Consider the following 17,214-nt stretch of genomic DNA (forward strand, 5'->3'; position numbering starts at 1 on the left):
GGCGTCACACCGTCCTCAAGGCCACGGGACGGGGGGCGCCGGTGGACGCGGGCGCGGGGCTCCGGGGCTCCAGCGCCGAGGGAAGCGCGAGGGCTCGCGTGAGCAGGGCCGCGAGCGACTCCCACTCGACGAGGAAGCCGTCGTGGCCGTACACGCTGGACAGCTCCGCGTGCTCAGCATGCCGTCCGAGCGCGCGCAGGCGCCGGGCCAGGGCCTCCATGTGCTCGGGGAAGAAGAGCTGGTCCCTGTCGATGCCCACGCACAGGGCGCTGGCGCGGATGCGCTCCAGGCCGCCGTGCGGCGCGCGTGAGAGGTCGTGGTGGTCCATGGCGCCGAGCTGCGCCAGGTAAGCGCGCGCATCGAAGCGGGCCTCCAGCTTGCGCCCCTGGTGCTCCAGGTAGCTCTGCACGGGGTAGAGCGCGCGGGAGGACCACGTGGGTGGGCGCGGCTGACTGGCTTCCAGGCCGGGCTCGGCGCGGTAGGTGAGCATCGCGAGCTGTCGGGCCAGTTCGAGTCCGCGATGCGGTGCCTCGGGGAAGCCCGGGTCGAGGAGCAGGGCCTGTCGCGCGACGTGGTTGAGGCCCACCACCCACGGGGACGCGGCCTCGGCGGTGGCGATGGGGGTCATGCGCGCGAAGCGCTCCGGGGCGAGCGCGGCGAGGCAGAGGACAATCATCCCGCCCAATGAGCCGCCGGTGACGAGGTCCACCTCCTGGATGCCCAACGCGTCGAGCGCGAGGAGGATGCTTCGTGCCTGGTCCCACGGGGTGACGGTGGCGGGGAGGTGCTGCTCGTCCTGGCGGAGGTCGCCCTTGGCGAGCGTGGGCGCGGGGTTGAAGCGCGTGTCGTCCGTGCGGCGGGGGGAGCCTTCATCGGCGGGGCCCGAGGTGCCGTAGCAGGAGCCGAGGTTGTTGAAGCACAAGAGCCGCACGCGAGTCGGGTCCAGCGCGCGCCCGGGGCCGAGGACGGGCTCCCACCATCCGCCTTCACCTCCGGCGCGCATGTCTCCGGTGAGCGCGTGCACGAGGAGCACGGTGGGCACGCGCGAGGAGGGGCGGGTGGTGCTTCGACGGCGGGCGCGCTCGGTGGCGTGGTGTTGCTCGGCGAGGGTGCGACGGACGACGCGCGGCGTGGTGCCCTGGGCTTCTTCATCTGGGAGGAGTCGAGCGCGTGCGTGGAGCCACGGCAGGTCGTCCTCGGGGCCCCACCACCAGCCGCGCACGAGGTGGGGAGTAATGCGGGCACCTGCTTCCAGCGTCAGGTCCGGCGGTGTCACTTCGAAGAGGCGCGGCGTGGGCGCGCAGGTGAGGGAGGCCAAGGGAAGACTCCGGGCAAGCGGGTGGCGTCGCGGGCGCGTGGGGGCGTCCGGGTGGGGACCAGGTTCAGCTCGGGCGGAACGGTTTCGCTGCGCTCCTAAGCGGTGGAGCGAGGGCGCTGAAGGAGGGCCAGAGACGACGAAGCCCACCGACCCTCGCGGGGTGGGTGGGCTCGGTGGCTCGCCAGGGTCGGATGGACGTCAGCCGACACGGGCGGGCGGGAGCCCACCTGTCATCGACATTCGACGCATGGCGAGAAGGGACGTCATCGCCGCCAGGGATAAACGCTCGCCTCACGCGAGTCAAGCCGACCCACGGTGCCAGGGCGCGGCGTGAGGGCCGTGTGACACTCGCGGCGCCACCGCGACACGGGATTCCACGAGGGCGCGGGAATCCCTCTCACGGGTTCGTGACGTGGGCGTTCGCCGTGTACGGCGCGAGTTCTCCGATGTGGCCGGGGCGGGCCTTCACGCGCGAGAGCCAGGCGGACACGGCGGGGAAGTCACCCAGGTCCAGGCCCACGTCAGGGGCGAGGTGGACATAGGCATACAGGCCGATGTCGGCGACGGTGGGGCGCTCGCCCACGAGGAACGTGTGGTGCTGGAGGTGGCGCTCCAGGGACTTGAGGGCGTTGCGGCCCGCTTCGATGCGCAGGAGGAACGTCTCCGGGTGGCGAGGGGCGCGGCCGGTGAGCTTCCAGAAGCGGGCGGTGCCGATGTTGGGCTCCACGGCGTTCTGCTCGAAGAAGAGCCACTGGTGGACCTGGGCGCGCTCGAAGGCGTCCTGGGGGAGCAGTGGGGTGCCCTCGGCGAGGAAGAGGAGGATGGCGTTGGATTCGGCGAGGAAGCGGCCCGGGGTGGGCTCCAGCACGGGGATGCGGCCATCGGGGTTCTTGTGGCGGAGGAAGTCCTCGGTGCGGCTCTCGCCCGCGAAGATGTCCACGGGGACCAGCTCATAGGGCCTGTCGAGCCAGGAGAGCAGGAGGCGAAGCTTGTAGCCGTTGGCGGAAGGGGCGTAGTCGTAGAGGCGCATGAGGGCTCTGGGGGTGTGGGGGCAGCGTAGGCGCCTGTCTCCAGGCGAGCGACCCGGTCCTTGCGGTCCGGTCGTCGCCGGGGAGGGGCGCAAGAAGCGGGTTGAAGGAGCGAGGCCTCGGGACCATACCGAGGGGTGGACACACCTTTGAGCCAGGAGCCGGGAATGGCGACCAGCGACTACGCCCGAATCGAGCAGGCGATCCTCTATCTCGATGCGCACGCGCGCGAGCAGCCGTCCCTGGACGACGTCGCGGCTCACGTGGGGCTGAGCCCCTTCCACTTTCAGCGCCTCTTCACCCGGTGGGCGGGCATCAGCCCGAAGCGATTCCTTCAGGTGCATACGCTCAGCTCGGCGCGTCGACTGCTGGCCGAGCGGCGCAGCGTGCTCGACACATCGTTCGCCGTGGGCCTTTCGGGAGGCGGGCGGCTGCACGAGCTCTTCGTCACGCTGACGGCGATGACGCCGGGAGAGTTCAAGCTCGGGGGCGAGGGGCTCACGGTGCACCATGGCGTGCATGTGTCGCCCTTCGGCGAGTGCCTGATCGCGGTGTGTGAGCGAGGCATCTGCGGGCTGCACTTCCTCACGGGAGCGTCGGAGGCGGAGGCGCTGGCGGAGCTGAGGGCGCAGTGGCCCAAGGCGACCTTCGTGGAGTCCGAGCGGGAGACGGCGCCGTGGGTGGAGCGCATCTTCCCGGAGGCACCGCCGAGTGAGCGCACGCCGCTGTCGGTGTTGGTGAAGGGAACGCCGTTCCAGGTGCAGGTGTGGCAGGCGTTGCTGCGAGTGGCACCGGGAGAGGTGGCGACGTACGAGGACCTGGCGAAGGCCATCGGCAAGCCGAAGGCGGTGCGCGCGGTGGGCACGGCGGTGGGGGGCAACTCCGTGGCGTTGCTGATTCCCTGTCACCGCGTGTTGAGGAAGACGGGCGTCTTCGGGGACTACCGCTGGGGGCCCGCGCGCAAGCAGGTGATGCTCGCGTGGGAGTCTTTGCGGTATGGGGCGGAGAACGAGGATGGCGACGTGCGCGATGCCCAGGCGGGGTAGATAGGGGCGCTACGAGCGACTCATGGCGCGCGCGGCCCGCTTCGGTCCACGCACCAGGATGGCGGAGACCTTCCCTGAATCCGCAATCCCACAGACCAGGGCGCGCTCATGCGTGGAGTCAGGGGACATCAGCCCGTTGACCGCCAGTCCTGTTCCCACGACGCCACTGGCGGCGCCCACCTCGCCAATCGACTCACTCGGTGCCAGGACGCTGCACGCGTCGAAGTCGAGCTGCTGCCCGAGCAGGACCTGCGCGTTGCCCCAGACGTGCGCCTTCCATTCCTCGCCATTGAGGTCGAGCACCAGCTCTCCCCGAAAGGGGAGCCCTGCGTCATCCGCGGCGAGGACCTCCTGGATGGCCTCCGCCAGCAATCGTCCGCGCTTCGCCAGGCTGGAGACATCACTGGCAGGTGGTGACTTCACCGCGACCGAGACGATGTGGCATCCACCGTTCGTGTCACGCGGGTGCGCTGCCTCCACGACGACGCAGGCCCCTGCCTGACCTGGGAGCAGCCCCGTGGGCGCCTCGGCACTCTTCAATCGACGGTGCTGGGCCAGCCATTGGAGCGTGAGCCCATCCAGATACGAATCGGCTCCCACGAGCACCACCCGGCTCACCTCCCGGTGGGAACCCAGCAGCGTCGCCGCGCGCTGAAGCCCCTCCGCGAAACTGGCATGTCCCGAGGTCACCGCCTCCATTCGGGTGAGAGGTAAGGCGAGCTTGAGCAGATGCTGGAGGGGCTCGAGGAAGTGTTCCGTCAGGGCGTCCGGCTGCTGGTGGATGCCCCACATGAACCGCTTCGGGTCCAGCATGGGGACCAAAGCAATCAGAGCCGTCTGCTCCCACCGCTCGTGAGCGGATGGCGAGTTCGTTGCCTCGTTGAGAAGATCCTCCAGCGCACCTGCGGCGAGGCGGACCCAGGCGCCCTGTTGGAAGAATCCCTCGGCGAAGCCCGTGATGGGATGGCCTCGCGCTGGGACGATGTCGCCGTCCCCGCTGGACACCAGGACTCCTGGCAGTTCGCATGCGCGTGTCAGCCCGGCACGAATGGCCGCGCAGCTTCCGGTGCGGCCATAGCCCACCGAGGTCACCATCCCGAGTCCTGTCACGGTCAGGTGCATGGGGGATTCCTACTCCAGCTCAAGGTACGAGGGGATGTCCCGCCAGGCGTCGGGGGCTGGGGTGGGAAGTGGTTCTGTTCGCCGCGCCGTGGAGGGGGCAAAGGGGTAGTTCCGAGCCACCTTCAGCTTCGACTGCTGCGCGAAGCGCAACAGAGCCAGGAGTTCCACCCAGAGGTGATGAACGGTCGCGGCGGCGTTCGGGGACGCATGCCCTGCACCGAGCTTGCGTTCGATCTTCCGTCGATGTTCGCCCAGCATCCTCTCAAGGGACTCATCGAAGAGTTTCTGGTCTCCCTGAACCAGGGCGCGGCACAGCTCCAGCCGGACATCGGGGTCTCCACCGACGAGCACTTGTTCGAATCGAGCAAGGAGCTGGTCGAGATGGGCGCGCTCCGCATCCAGCACGAAGCCATCCATCAACAGGCGCATGTAGAGGAAGTCTTCTTCATATTCCTCGTCGGGATTCCAGGTAGCCCGTGAGCCCTTGGCGATGCTCCGGGCCGCGGGCACGTCGACGCAGGCGACGGCATCGAAGAACGGCTCGGCGCGACTGGTGGCCTGATGCTCGTGAGGCGCGGCCTCCAGGTAGAAGGCGAACGCGCGAGCACTCTTGGAGAGGTTTTCGAAGAGTCGCTCGGGCTGTGCTGAGAGGAGCAACTCCGCGATGCCCATCTGCCGGTAGTACCCGCAGAAGATGAGGGCTTGCTTGAATGTGGCCCTCCGCTCCGTGACAAACGGAAGCCCTTTCCCGAGCGAAATCCCCAGGTCCTTTCGGTTCAACCAGAGTGGGGCGCTCATGCGGTCGACTTGTCCGTGGACTTCGTGGAAGGCGTTTGGGTCAGGTCGAAGATATAGATGTTCGTTGGCTTCGCTTGCTTGAGCGCGTCGGCCAGCTTGTGGCTGATGACAATCTGCTCGCGGTCTTGCTTGATTCGGAAGATGTCTGGAGCATCCTTGAGCTTCTCCGGGTCCAGGACGGGCTTGCGAAGCTCCACGACCTCGTCCTCCATCCACTCAATCTCGCTGGCCTCGAGGTTGAGGCAGTCCCGATTCCCCAGGGGGTTGATGATGAAGTAGTCGCGACTGGCCACCCGCCCCTTGTGGTTGAGCAGCACGAAGGGGAGGCACTCCACTGCGACGCCGGTGGCTTCGATGATGTCCTTCAGAGGCCGCTCGAGCACGAGCATGTTGTTGGTGTTGGCCACGAGGGAAGGCAGCTTGAGGCCACCATACTCGTCACTCATGCGCCACTGTGGCTCTGGAGGGTAGTCCGCCCCCATGGCGATGCCTCGAGACATTCGAAAGCTCAGGTCGCGCAGGCTGATAGGAAGCTCCCCGAGCATACAGTAGGAAAGGTCGACAACTGGAACCAGATTCAGCGAGAAGTAGTTCATAGGCTCGTTGGACTGGAGAGGGTCAGGCCGGGGAGATCGACGAGCGGGCCACCCGGGTTGCGAAGTCCCAACAGCTTGATGGACTCATAGCAGTAGATGGAGAGGGAGTAGAGCTTGACCTTGGAGAGCGGGCCTACTTCGGCAATGGCACATTTCTCGTCCTGGGTCGTTATCTTCTCAACCTCCTCTTTGTAGTCACTGATGATGCTATCGAGTCGAGACGTCACTTTGGCGTTGTAGAGGGTGTGGTTGAACTTGGGATTGTCGTCGAACTCCGTCGACCCATCATCCAGCGTCAGATGCCGGGGCAGGTTCAGGAGCTTGCCCACCTCTGTGTCCATCGGCAGCAGCAGCATGTTGTTGAATCGGTTGATGTTGTATTTCGCCTTGAGCAGACCTGCACGGATGAGGAGCGCGGTTCTGGGACCTGAGTTCTCGATCTGCGTGTTGAAGGTGCCCTGCGGAATCATGTGATGCGCGTTGTTCCAGTAGGGCCAGTAGGAGTTCGTGAAGTTCATCCCCGGGTCGATGGGCAGTCCCGAGGCGCCCAGGGCGCCTGTACGGTGAGGGCCGTCGACATCCCAGTCTCCTGGGCGCGGGACACGAAGTTGGTCTCCGTACTTGCTGTCCCGGGGGTACTTCCCGGAGGGGTTGGTTCGACTGGGGCCCTTGGTCGTGCGGTAGCGGGACGTCTGGATGAGGCCCAGCACATTGTCCCGTGACAGTTGCCCGAAGCTCTCGTCTCCTAACTTGTAGAGGGCGGCGCGCCCTCCATTCGCTCGCGAGTGCTCGACGACCTGGTAGCGGTAGGAGCAACTGTTCTTTTCGGTGTACTTGGACTCGTGCCCGGTGAGGCAGGCGCCATCGTCCAAGGCATTGGGGATGCGCTTGTGCAGTTGCGTGTCGGCTTCGGTCAGGTGCTTGTTCTTTGCCACGAGGGCCTCGGCGTGCTCAAGGGGTGCAAGGGCTCTACGCCGGCTCGTCGCAGCACAGGCAGGGCGGAGCCTCTTCCTCCTGGCCCATGGCGACCACGGGCGGCTGGATGAGGGGAACGGGTGGGGTGTTCTTGTCGTTGTGAAGCATGAGGTCGAGCGCGCGCGCCACATTCTTGCCTTCGACCTTCACGTCGAAGGAGTAGTTGACGAACTCCGCCTTGCCCTTCGTCTTGCTGGACGCCACTCCTCCGCCCGCCGTGCCTGCCTCGTCGCCGGTGCTCGTGCTGAAGTGGGAGTCTTTCAGGCAGATGGGGTTGCCCTCCACGGAGACGCTCTTGCTCCCCTTCGCCGTGTCGGAGGACTTCGCGACGTTGGGATAGGGGATGGGAACGGGCCCCGCGGGGCTCGGGGTCTTGCACACGTCAGGCATCGCGATGGTGGTTCCGCCCGTGTCCTTGTGGACGACCGAGAGCTTGTTGACGCCGACACTCGTACCCATGTGACACCTCGTGTGATCAGTGACTCATCTGCGTCAGGAAGGGACTGGTCCAGAGGGCGCGGCCCCCAAGCGACCGAAGCAGCATCAACTGGTGCGTCTGGAGGTGCGAGAAGTCGAGCACCTCCACCCTGTGTCGCCCTTGGGTCCGGATGGCCAGCTCCAGCGCCATGGATGCGCGCCGTCGCGTCGCGGCGCTGCTCAAGGACTCCACCAGGGTTTCCGCCGTGAACAGGCGTCCCTCAAGGTACCGCGCATCCTTCCCGAAGCGAGGGCGCGCCTCGGCCCACCACGTCTCGATGGCCTCGGGGCGTGGCAGCTCCAGTGCGGCGTCCAGGGACTCCTCGTCGTCGGCTCCTTCATCGAGGTCGGGCTCTTCCTCGCGCTCCTTGCGGAACTGCTCCGTGAGGGCGAGCCCGGTGATGCCGCAAAAAGCCTCGGCCGCGACGCCCGCGAGCTTCGGGTCTCTCAGCCAAGGGAGGCAGGCCTCCGCCGCTACGACCTTGCCGCTGAAGCCCACGGCCCACAGCGCCTCTCGGCGAAGCGTCGAGACATCCAGCAACCGCAGCACCCGCGTCAGCTGCGCGGGCTCACCTCCCATCGACATCACCAGGCGGGCGAGGTCGCCGGCTTCGTCCCGTGCATCGCTCCAATCGAGACACGCCAGGAACGCCTCGCGGCTGTTGCGGACCAGTCCCCAGTGCAGGCCCGCGGCGCGGACAGCGGCGCTGGGCGAACCGAGGGCCTTTCGAAGGAGCCGAGGGTCTTCCGGAAGATTCATCACACAGGCAGCGCGGAGCGCAGCCGCTTGAACCCTGGGCACTTCGTGCTGACTCAGCCAGAGGAGGGGCTCGGGAGGAAGTCCCCGGCGAAAGGACAGCACTTCGAGCAGCGTGGCTTGCAGGTCCGGGTCATCCACCGCGAGCAGTGGCAGGAGCTGCTTCGACAAGCCAGGGCGCTCGCTGAGCGACAGGGCACGTGCCATGGCGCCGCGCTGTTCATCCGGTGCTTCCTGGAAGGCCCGCACCACGAGGTCGGCGTACCCGTCCATGGCGAGGAGCGTGTGGCTCGCGACGAGGAGCTTCTCGGGGTCCTCCTCTCCCAGCGCGGGAATCAGAAGTCGCTCGGCTACGCGTGGACCACCGAGCACGAGGGCTCGCAGGTGCGCCCTCAGTCGGAGTTCGTTGCCTCCCGCGACGTCCGCCAGGGTGTGGCGCGGCGACGACAGGTTGCCTTCCCATTGCGTCCACAGGAAGCAGGCTTCTTCCAGATGGGTTTCGAGCACGTCCCAGCGCAGCTGTTCATCCGGCCGATCCCACATGTCTGGCCACGATAGGGTGGCCGAGTTCCAAGGGGTACCTCACGACTGTGACGCGGGGCGTGTGGTTGTCTGCCATCTACGGGATTTCCGAGGGGCGGACTGACCCCTCCCAGAGGAACTTCGTCCGCTCAGGACATCCGCGCGACGAGCTTGAGCGGCAGGTTGCGCAGGAAGAACCCCACCACGGTCCACGGCCAGCCGGGGACGTAGGCATGCACCGGCTCGCGCTCAATCGCCTTCACCAACGCGCGTGAGCCCGTCGCGGAGTCCACGGCGAACGGCAGGTTCTTTGCCCCGGCGTTCAGCTCCGTGTGGATGTAGCCGGGATAAACCGTCGACACCTTGATGGGCGTGTTCATCAGCTCCGCGCGGATGCCCTCCGTCAGCGTCGCGAGGCCCGCCTTCGTCGCCGCGTACACCGTGAGATGTCGAGGCAACCCCCGCATCGCGCTCATCGACGAGATGGTGACGAGGTGCCCCTGGCCCTGCTTGCGCAAGATTCCCACGGCCGCCTCGCACTGCGCGACAGCGGCCACGAAGTTCGTCTGCGCAGTCTTCGCGTTGGTGGCGAAGTTGCCGGTGCCAATCCGTTTCCCCACGCCGATGCCCGCGTTGATGATGATGCGGTCCAGGCTGCCCAGGTCCTTGGCGAACGCCTCGAAGACCTCGAACACCTGCTCGTGCTCATTCACATCCAGCGCGCGCACGGAGATGTGCAGGTCCGGATGCTTGGCCAGCAGCTCCGAACGCAGCGCCTCCAACCTGTCCGTGCGCCGAGCACACAGCGCGAGGTTTCTCCCTCGCGCCGCGAACTCGCGGGCCATGCCCTCACCCAGTCCCGAGCTCGCGCCGGTAATCAGGATGTTCTTGCGCATGGCCATGGTCCTCAGCGGTAGGTGATGAGAGCGCTCTGGGAGCCCTCGAAGTGGGTGTGCTCGTTGAGCGTGGACATGTAGCGGCCCCGGTCACTGTAGATGACCTTGGTGACGCCACAGTTGGCGAGCGTCCAGTTCAACCGGAACGCGTGCTCGTCTGGAATCTGGAGCAGGTGCTGGCAGATGGCCGTGACGGGGCCGCCCGAGGTGAACACCAGCGCCGTCTTCGATGGCCCCAGGCCCTGGATGAGCGCGTCCAATGCTCGCACACAGCGCTCCCGGAACACCGTCCAGGGCTCCGCGTACTCCGCGTCGTGTTTCCCGGCGACCCATCGCGCCACCGCCTGGGTGAACAGCTCCTGGAACGCGCGTCGCGGGTCCTTCGCGCCCAGCAGGTCCTCCGCCAATGCCGCGTGATTCGCGTAGCGGGGCGTGTGCCGGGCCACGAGCTCGTCATGGTCGAACTCGTTGAAGCCCGGAGTGCGCGTGGGCAACAGGCTCGTGCCCATCGCCGTGAGGCACGTCTCCGCCGTCTGCCGATGTCGAACGAGCGTGCCGGCGACGACCGCATCCACGGTGGTCAACCGCGTCTTGAGCGCCTCGCCGAGCACTCGTGCCTGGATGAAGCCTGTCTCGGAGAGCTGGTCATAGTTCTCCGCGCCGAAGGACGCCTGTCCATGGCGGATGAGGTACACCACGCCCATCAGCGACCACCCTTCCGGATGAGGCGCCTGCAGCGCCAGTCGAAGTACGTCACCAGCGACCAGAAGTTCTTGAACGCCGGGTTGCGCGTCTGCTTGTGGTGATAGCGGTAGTAGATCTGCTGGATGATGCCGGCGAGCCGGAAGATTCCGAAGACCTCGTAGAAGGTCCAGTTGGCGGGCTTCAGGCCGGAGCGCTGGAGGTAGTACTCGACAACCTCCTGGCGGCGCAGCATGCCGGGCACATGCGTGGGTTGGCGTCGCGTGGCGCGCATGAAGAAGTCGTCATCGGCCTGGACCCAGTAGGCCAGCGCGCTGCCCAGGTCCATCAGCGGGTCGCCCAGCGTGGCCATCTCCCAGTCGAGCACTCCGATGACGTGCGTCGGGTCTCCCGGGTCCAACACCACGTTGTCGAAGCGCCAGTCATTGTGGATGACGCAGGTGGCGACATCGTCGGGGATGTGGTCCTTGAGCCAGGCGCGCACGTACTTGAAGCTCGGCACGTTCCATGTCCGGGCCTTCTCGTAGCGGTCCGACCAGCCCTCCACCTGGCGCCTCGGGTAGCCGGCCCCCTTGCCGAGCGACGACAGTCCCACGGCCTGGGCGTCCACGGCATGCAGTTCCAGCAGCCGGTCGACGACATTGAGGCAGAGCTTGCGAGTCTCCGCGGGGCCGAGGTTCATGCCCCGGGGCATGTTGGCGCGCGGGATGATGCCCTCGATGCGCTCCATGACGTAGAAGTCCGCGCCGATGACGGCGGGGTCCTGGCACAGCCCCACCATCTCCGGCACCCACGGGTAGGCGGGCTTGAGGGCCTTCTGCACGCGGTACTCGCGCGACATGTCGTGCGCGGACTTCGCCTTCGTTCCTGACGGCGGACGGCGAAGGATGAGGTCGCGGTTCGGGTACTTGAGGCGGTAGGTCCAGTTGGACGCGCCGCCCGAGAACTGCGTCACCGTGGGCGAGCCCTCGAGTGTCGATACCTGCTGCTTGAGCCAGGCATCGACAGCGGCGACGTTCAACTCCTCACCGGCGCGGATGGAGCCGGGCGTGTCGAGCGAAGTGGAAGGCGTGGCGTGGGTGGCCATGGTGGGTCACTTCCTGGAGAAGCCGCGCTTGGCCAGCTCGATGCGGGCGATGACGCCCTTGTGCACCTCGTCCGGGCCGTCCGCGAGCCGCAGCGTGCGCGCCTGCCCGAAGAAGCCCGCGAGCACCGTGTCGTTGGAGACGCCCGCGCCGCCGTGAAGCTGGATGGCGTCGTCGACGATGCGCTGGAGCATGCTCGGGGCGACGACCTTGATGGCGGAGATCTCCGTCATCGCGCCGATGGGGCCCACCTGGTCCATCTTCCACGCGGCGTAGAGCGTGAGCAGGCGGGCCTGGTCGATGGCGATGCGGGCCTCGGCCACGCGCTCGCGGTTGCCGCCCAGGTTCATGATGGGCTTGCCGAAGGCGGTGCGGTTCATGCCCCGGTCAATCATCAACTCCAGCGCCCGCTCCGCCGCGCCCACGCAGCGCATGCAGTGGTGGATGCGGCCGGGACCCAATCGACCCTGGGCAATCTCGAAGCCCATGCCCGGGCCGCCGATGACGTTGGAGAGCGGCACGCGCACGTTGTCGAAGCGCACCTCGCCGTGGCCGTGGGGCGCGTCGTACTCGCCGAAGACGGGCAGCATGCGCTTGATGGTGACGCCCGGCGCGTCCAGGGGCGCGAGCACCATGGAGTGCTGGTGATGACGGTCGCCCCCGGCGTCAGGCGTGCGCGCCATGAAGATGGTGACCTTGGCGTTGGGGTGCCCCAGGCCGGTGGACCACCACTTGGTCCCGTTGAGGATGACCTCGTCGCCCTCGACGACGGCGGTGGCCTCCATGTTGGTGGCGTCCGACGAGGCCACGCCCGGCTCCGTCATGCAGAACACCGAGCGGATCTCACCCGCGAGCAGCGGCTTGAGCCAGCGCTCCTGCTGGGCGGGGGTGCCGTACTTCCACAGCACCTCCATGTTGCCGGTGTCGGGGGCGTTGCAGTTGAAGACCTCGGGGGCCATCAGGCTGCGCCCGGTCTCCTCGGCGATGGGGGCGTATTCGAGCGTGGTGAGGCCCGGGGCGAGCTTCTCGTCCGGGAGGAAGAGGTTCCACAGCCCCTGCGCCTTGGCGCGGGCCTTGAGGTCTTCCATGACGGAGGACACCGGCCACGTCTTCCAGTCGCCGCCCCGGGAGGCTTCCATGACCTCTTGGTAGTAGCGCTCCTCGGCGGGCTCGATGTGCTCGCGCATGAACCGCTTCACGCGCTCCAGGTAGTCCTTCGCTCTGGCGCTGGGCTCGAAGTCCACGGTGATGCCTCCTCCACGAGAGGCGTCCATCCTTGGCACCCGCCTCTTGTTGAATCCACTGAATGTTGGTCATGTGTCGTCATGAGCGCAGTTCATGATGTGGCCCGGCGGCAGGGGGCCCCCGACCTCAACCTCTTCAGGGTGTTCGACGTCGTCTATCGAGAGCGCAACCTGACGCGCGCGGCCGAGGTCCTGTTCCTCAGCCAGTCGGCGGTGAGCCATGCGCTGACCCGCCTGCGCGAGCAACTGGGGTCTCCGTTGTTCGTCCGGGAGGGACGCGGAGTGGCACCCACGCCGCTGGCCGAGCGACTCGCACCGGAGATTCGTGAGGCGCTGGCCCTGTTGCAGCAGGCCGTGCACCACACGCGGGGCTTCGAGCCCGTGCGGGACGTGGGCACCTTCACGCTGGCGATGAGCGACATGCTGGAGCCGTCCATCGTCCCTCGGCTCGTCGCTCGGCTCCGGGAGCGCAGTCCGGAGGCGCGCATCAGCAGCGTGCGGCTGGAGCGGACACGGCTGGAGCGGGACCTCGCTTCGGGACGGCTGGACCTGGCCATCGACGTGGAGCAACCCACGAGCGCGGAGCTGCGGCACACGGCCTTCACTCACGATGCATTCTGCGTGGTGAGTCGCAAGCGCAGGCGGCTGGATGTGGCGGCGTACATGGGAGCGCGGCACGTCACGGTGTCGTCACGGCGCACGGGGCTGGCGGTGGAGGACCTGGTGCTCAGTCGTCTGGGGTATCAGCGCGAGGTGACGGTGCGCTGCCGGCACTACGAGACGGCCTGCCGCATCGTGTCGGGCTCGGACCTGATGCTGACGATGCCTCGGCGCCGCGCGGAGGAGATCAACACGGAGCTCGACAACCACCTGTTGCCGATGCCGCTCGCGCTGCCCCGACTGGAGCTGCACCTGTACTGGCATCGAGCTGAGGACAGCGAGCCGCGCAGCCAGTGGTTGCGCTCGGAGCTTCAATCCCTGGCGAAGGGGCTGATGGGCGGCCGGAGGAGATAGCGCATCCCACTGTCGTGTTCCGAGAGCGTTGGTCTAGGTTCAGCCCATGCACGTGTCGTCCACGACAGAGTTCTTCACCCCGTCCGGCGTTCGGCTTCGCCAGCGGAGCTCTCGCCCAGGCGCCTTCAACTGGCTGCTGCTCCCGGGTGGGCCGGGGATTGGCTCGGAGAGCCTGTTCGGGCTGGTGGACATACTGGATGTTCCCGGCACGTGCTGGATGGTGGACCTGCCGGGAGATGGGTCGAACGTCTCGCCCCCGGGCGCCCCGGAGGTCCCCTTCGACGTGTGGCCCCGTGTTCTCGTCGAGGCCGCCCGCGCGCTTCCGAACTGCGTCTACTTGGGGCACTCCACTGGCGGCATGTATCTGCTGTCCGTGCCGGAGCTGGAGACGCTCCTCGTGGGGATGGTGCTCGTGAGCACGGCACCGGATGCGGGCTGGCGTGCGCCGTTCTTCGCGATGACCCAACGGCATCCCCTGCCCGAAGTCGACGCGGCGACCCAGCGCTATGACGCCGAGCGCACGAACGAGCGACTCCGCGACATCGCGGTGGCCTCGGCGGAGTGGAACTTCACGGCCGAGAGCGTCGACACGGGGCGCGAGCTGCTGCGGCGGATGCCCTACAACCGCGCGGCGGTCGACTGGTCCGACCGCGCCTTCGATGAGACGTACGTCCACACGTGGTGGCCGCGCTCCCTGCCCACGCTCATCATCAGCGGCGCCGAGGACCGCATCGTCCAGCAGACGCCTTGGGCGCAGCCCACCTTCCAGGGGCCGCACATCCTCCATCGAACGGTGGAGGGCGCGGCGCACTTTCCCTGGGTGGAACGTCCGGAGGCCGTGGCCTCCGCCATGCGCGAGTTCGCCTCCCGGATGACGCCACGTCCGTGAGCACCCGAGGTCTCCCTCGGGCCCGCGTCACACCTCGATATCGAACGCGAGCGACAGCCGCTCCTCGGGCTGCACGTACAGCAGCCCCTCGCCGGTGGCCAGGGCGCCCGCGGCGGCGGTCCACGGCTCCACGCAGACGAAGTCTTTCCCCTTCAGCGTCCACACCACCATCACCCGGAACTCAGGGCTCCACGACAGGTGGATGGGCCGCAGGCCCGGGCCCCGGAGCAGCCGCGTCTCCGTACGTGAGTGGTCCCTCAAGTGCAGGTCCACCTCGTCGGCCGTCAGGTCGAGTCCGTTGAAGGGCACCTCGAGCTTCGCGCGGTTGTCCCACGCGTGCGTCGCGTCCGTCTCCACTGTCGCCGCCGCCTTTGCCGCGTCTGGCACCCGGAAATATGGGTGGAAGCCCAGGTGGACGGGGAGGGGGTGGACGTCAGGGTTCTGGATGTCGAAGTCGAGCGTCAGCCTCCGACCCATGAGGGAGAACGTGAGCTGCGCATCGAACTGCCAGGGATAGATGCGCAGCGTCTCCTCGGTGGACTTCAGCCCCAGCACCAGGAGCGAGTCCTCCGCCTGCCGCACTGCCCACGCCATGCGTCGCGCGAAGCCATGCTGCGGCAGGCTGTAGGCGTGTCGATGCGCCGGATACGTGTCACCCGGCAGGGGCCCGGCGTTGGGGAACAGCACGGGAATCCCACCGCGCACGTTCTTCGCCGGGTCCGCTACCGTGGACTCGTCGAGGTAGAGCACCTCTTCGTCGCCCACCAGGATGCTCGTGACGAGTGCGCCGCGTGAAGGGATGACCTCCACGCGGCAGTCGTCACTCTTCAACGCGTACGTCTCCAACCCGGCGATACCGGGGAACGCTCGGCTCATACGAGCCTAGATACCCCCATCGTGGGGGTCGCTGTCCATGAACGGATACGGCACCTTCACGGGCGGGGCGAAGTTCTCCTTCACCGTGCGAGGGCTGGTCCACCGGAGGAGGTTGAGCAGCGAGCCCGCCTTGTCGTTGGTGCCCGACGCCCTGGAGCCGCCGAAGGGCTGCTGGCCCACCACCGCGCCCGTGGGCTTGTCGTTGATGTAGATGTTGCCCGCCGCGTGACGCAGCTCGCTCATCGCCGTGTCGATGGCCTTCCTGTCACGGCCGAAGATGGCGCCCGTCAGCGCGTACGTCGCGCTCTGGTCCACCTCGCGCAGCGTCTCCACGTACTTCGCGTCGGGATACACGTACACGCCCACCAGCGGCGCGAAGATCTCCTCGCGCAGGATGCGGTGACGCGGGTTGGTGAGCTGCACCAACGTGGGCTTCACGAACCAGCCCTCCTTCCGGTCCGCCTCGCCGCCCGCGACGATGCTGGCCTCGCCGTCCTGCTTCGCCAGGTCGATGTACGAGGAGACCTTCTTGAAGGACTTCTCGTCGATGACCGCGCCCATGAAGTTACGGAAGTCCGTCACGTCGCCCATGCGGATGTCGCCGATGAGCGCCTGGAGGCGGGACTTGAGCTGGGGCCACAGGGACTCGGGGACGTAGACGCGGCTGGCCGCCGAGCACTTCTGTCCCTGGTACTCGAAGCCGCCACGGACGATGGCCACCGCGAGCGCGTCCACGTCGTCCGCCGCCGACGCGTGCGCGACGATGAAGTCCTTGCCGCCCGTCTCACCCACCAGCCGGGGGTACTGCTTGTACCTGCCGATGTTCTCTCCCACCGTCTTCCACATGGAGTTGAACGTCGGCGTGGAGCCGGTGAAGTGGATGCCGCCCAGGTGGGGGCTGGCCAGCGTCGGGTTGCCCACGGTGGGCCCGTCGCCGTTGAGCATGTTGATGACGCCGTCGGGCAGGCCCGCCTCGCGCAACAGCTCCATGAAGTACCAGGCGCTCAGCGCCGCCGTGGAGGACGGCTTGAACAGCACCACGTTGCCCATGATGGCGGGCGCGGTGCAGAGGTTCATCGCGATGGACGTGAAGTTGAACGGCGCCACCGCGAACACGAAGCCGTCCAGAGGACGGTAGTCCAGCATGTTCCACGTCTGCGGCGAGGACTCCGGCTGGATGGCCAGAATCTGCTCGGCGAAGTGGACGTTGTAGCGCAGGAAGTCGATGGCCTCGCACGCCGCATCGATCTCCGCCTGGTGGGCCGTCTTGGACTGACCCAGCATGGTGGACGCGTTGATGAGCGGGCGGTAGCGCGTGGCGAGCAGCTCCGCGGCGCGCAGGAAGATGGCGGCGCGCGAGGCGAACGACATCCGCGCCCAGTCCTCCTTCACGGCCAGGGCGGCCTGGATGGCCTGCTCGACATGGCTGGCGTCCGCCTCGTGCAGCGTGGCCAGCACGTGCGAGTGACGGTGCGGCATGCGGACGGTGTCCGTCTTGCCGCTGCGCACCTGCTTGCCACCGATGATGAGCGGGATGTCGATCTGCTCACCGGCCATGCGCTTGAGCGCGGCCTGGAGCTCGCGGCGCTCGGGAGCACCGGGCGCGTAGGGCAGGATGGGCTCGTTGCGGGGAGCCGGGACGCGGGGGAAGGCGTTGATCACGCGGTGGACCTCGGGACAGGGCGAAAAGGGCGGGGGAGCATGAACCAACCGGCTCCACCGGGGAAGCATGGAAGCGGGCCCTCGTCAGCGCCCGGACACCCGCTGTCAACCCCTGGACCGGCCGGGTATTTCCCACCACCCCGCCCGGAGGCTCATACCGCGCGAGGGGGGCACATTGACCGGGCGACACAGCGCGCGGTTACGATG

Annotated in this window: 17 protein-coding genes; 3 read left to right on the top strand and 14 right to left on the bottom strand. The window is 67.4% G+C overall.

Annotated features, from left to right (window positions below):
- Positions 1-4: 4 nt before the first annotated feature.
- On the bottom strand, positions 5-1,318 hold the full coding sequence (locus ACN469_RS40470) for an alpha/beta fold hydrolase (RefSeq protein ID WP_498777212.1): 1,314 nt from the start codon (positions 1,316-1,318) through the stop codon (positions 5-7).
- 397 nt (positions 1,319-1,715) lie between these two features.
- Complete coding sequence (locus ACN469_RS40475; protein ID WP_498777213.1) at positions 1,716-2,348, bottom strand: glutathione S-transferase family protein; 633 nt, start codon at positions 2,346-2,348, stop codon at positions 1,716-1,718.
- 165 nt (positions 2,349-2,513) lie between these two features.
- Between ACN469_RS40475 and ACN469_RS40480 the strand changes: the two genes are divergently transcribed.
- Positions 2,514-3,392: a bifunctional transcriptional activator/DNA repair enzyme AdaA gene (locus ACN469_RS40480; RefSeq protein ID WP_498777214.1), complete on the top strand. Its 879-nt coding sequence runs from the start codon at positions 2,514-2,516 to the stop codon at positions 3,390-3,392.
- Positions 3,393-3,401: 9 nt separating this feature from the next.
- Here the strand turns inward: ACN469_RS40480 and ACN469_RS40485 are convergent, their stop codons facing one another.
- From ACN469_RS40485 to ACN469_RS40530, 10 genes are all read right to left on the bottom strand, one after another.
- On the bottom strand, positions 3,402-4,514 hold the full coding sequence (locus ACN469_RS40485; protein ID WP_498777216.1) for a hypothetical protein: 1,113 nt from the start codon (positions 4,512-4,514) through the stop codon (positions 3,402-3,404).
- A gap of 9 nt (positions 4,515-4,523) precedes the next feature.
- Positions 4,524-5,312 (bottom strand): Imm49 family immunity protein, encoded by a 789-nt coding sequence (locus ACN469_RS40490; protein WP_498777218.1) that lies wholly within the window; start codon positions 5,310-5,312, stop codon positions 4,524-4,526.
- Positions 5,309-5,908 carry an imm11 family protein gene (locus tag ACN469_RS40495; protein ID WP_498777220.1) on the bottom strand — a complete coding sequence of 200 codons (600 nt, stop codon included), beginning with the start codon at positions 5,906-5,908 and terminating at the stop codon, positions 5,309-5,311. Before ACN469_RS40495 ends, ACN469_RS40490 begins: the two co-directional genes overlap by 4 nt.
- Positions 5,905-6,843 carry a hypothetical protein gene (locus ACN469_RS40500; RefSeq protein ID WP_498777222.1) on the bottom strand — a complete coding sequence of 313 codons (939 nt, stop codon included), beginning with the start codon at positions 6,841-6,843 and terminating at the stop codon, positions 5,905-5,907. The genes ACN469_RS40495 and ACN469_RS40500 overlap by 4 nt, the downstream gene beginning before the upstream one ends.
- Positions 6,844-6,877: 34 nt before the next feature.
- On the bottom strand, positions 6,878-7,342 hold the full coding sequence (locus tag ACN469_RS40505; protein WP_498777224.1) for a DUF4150 domain-containing protein: 465 nt from the start codon (positions 7,340-7,342) through the stop codon (positions 6,878-6,880).
- A 16-nt stretch (positions 7,343-7,358) separates the two neighbouring features.
- Positions 7,359-8,660 carry a TIGR02270 family protein gene (locus ACN469_RS40510; RefSeq protein WP_498777226.1) on the bottom strand — a complete coding sequence of 434 codons (1,302 nt, stop codon included), beginning with the start codon at positions 8,658-8,660 and terminating at the stop codon, positions 7,359-7,361.
- A gap of 128 nt (positions 8,661-8,788) precedes the next feature.
- On the bottom strand, positions 8,789-9,535 hold the full coding sequence (locus ACN469_RS40515; protein ID WP_498777228.1) for an SDR family oxidoreductase: 747 nt from the start codon (positions 9,533-9,535) through the stop codon (positions 8,789-8,791).
- A gap of 11 nt (positions 9,536-9,546) precedes the next feature.
- Entirely contained in the window at positions 9,547-10,239 is a 693-nt protein-coding gene (locus ACN469_RS40520) for a histidine phosphatase family protein (protein WP_498777230.1), read from the bottom strand.
- Positions 10,239-11,324, bottom strand: coding sequence for a phosphotransferase family protein (locus ACN469_RS40525; protein ID WP_498777232.1), 1,086 nt, complete (start codon positions 11,322-11,324; stop codon positions 10,239-10,241). The genes ACN469_RS40520 and ACN469_RS40525 overlap by 1 nt, the downstream gene beginning before the upstream one ends.
- Before the next feature lie 6 nt (positions 11,325-11,330).
- On the bottom strand, positions 11,331-12,566 hold the full coding sequence (locus tag ACN469_RS40530) for an acyl-CoA dehydrogenase family protein (protein WP_498777328.1): 1,236 nt from the start codon (positions 12,564-12,566) through the stop codon (positions 11,331-11,333).
- Positions 12,567-12,647: 81 nt separating this feature from the next.
- On the opposite strand from ACN469_RS40530, the gene ACN469_RS40535 reads away from it, so the two are divergent.
- Together ACN469_RS40535 and ACN469_RS40540 are read left to right on the top strand one after the other, a co-directional pair.
- Entirely contained in the window at positions 12,648-13,580 is a 933-nt protein-coding gene (locus tag ACN469_RS40535) for a LysR family transcriptional regulator (protein ID WP_498777234.1), read from the top strand.
- A 46-nt stretch (positions 13,581-13,626) separates the two neighbouring features.
- Positions 13,627-14,469: an alpha/beta fold hydrolase gene (locus ACN469_RS40540; protein ID WP_498777236.1), complete on the top strand. Its 843-nt coding sequence runs from the start codon at positions 13,627-13,629 to the stop codon at positions 14,467-14,469.
- A 27-nt stretch (positions 14,470-14,496) separates the two neighbouring features.
- Here ACN469_RS40540 and ACN469_RS40545 read toward each other — a convergent pair whose 3' ends face one another.
- Together ACN469_RS40545 and pruA are read right to left on the bottom strand one after the other, a co-directional pair.
- Positions 14,497-15,345, bottom strand: a complete 849-nt coding sequence (locus tag ACN469_RS40545) for an aldose epimerase family protein (protein ID WP_498777238.1) — start codon at positions 15,343-15,345, stop codon at positions 14,497-14,499.
- Positions 15,346-15,351: 6 nt separating this feature from the next.
- Positions 15,352-17,007 (bottom strand): L-glutamate gamma-semialdehyde dehydrogenase, encoded by a 1,656-nt coding sequence (pruA, locus tag ACN469_RS40550; protein WP_498777240.1) that lies wholly within the window; start codon positions 17,005-17,007, stop codon positions 15,352-15,354.
- Positions 17,008-17,214 lie beyond the last annotated feature (207 nt).

The sequence above is a fragment of the Corallococcus terminator genome (assembly GCF_049194865.1).
Lineage (GTDB): Bacteria > Myxococcota > Myxococcia > Myxococcales > Myxococcaceae > Myxococcus > Myxococcus terminator_A.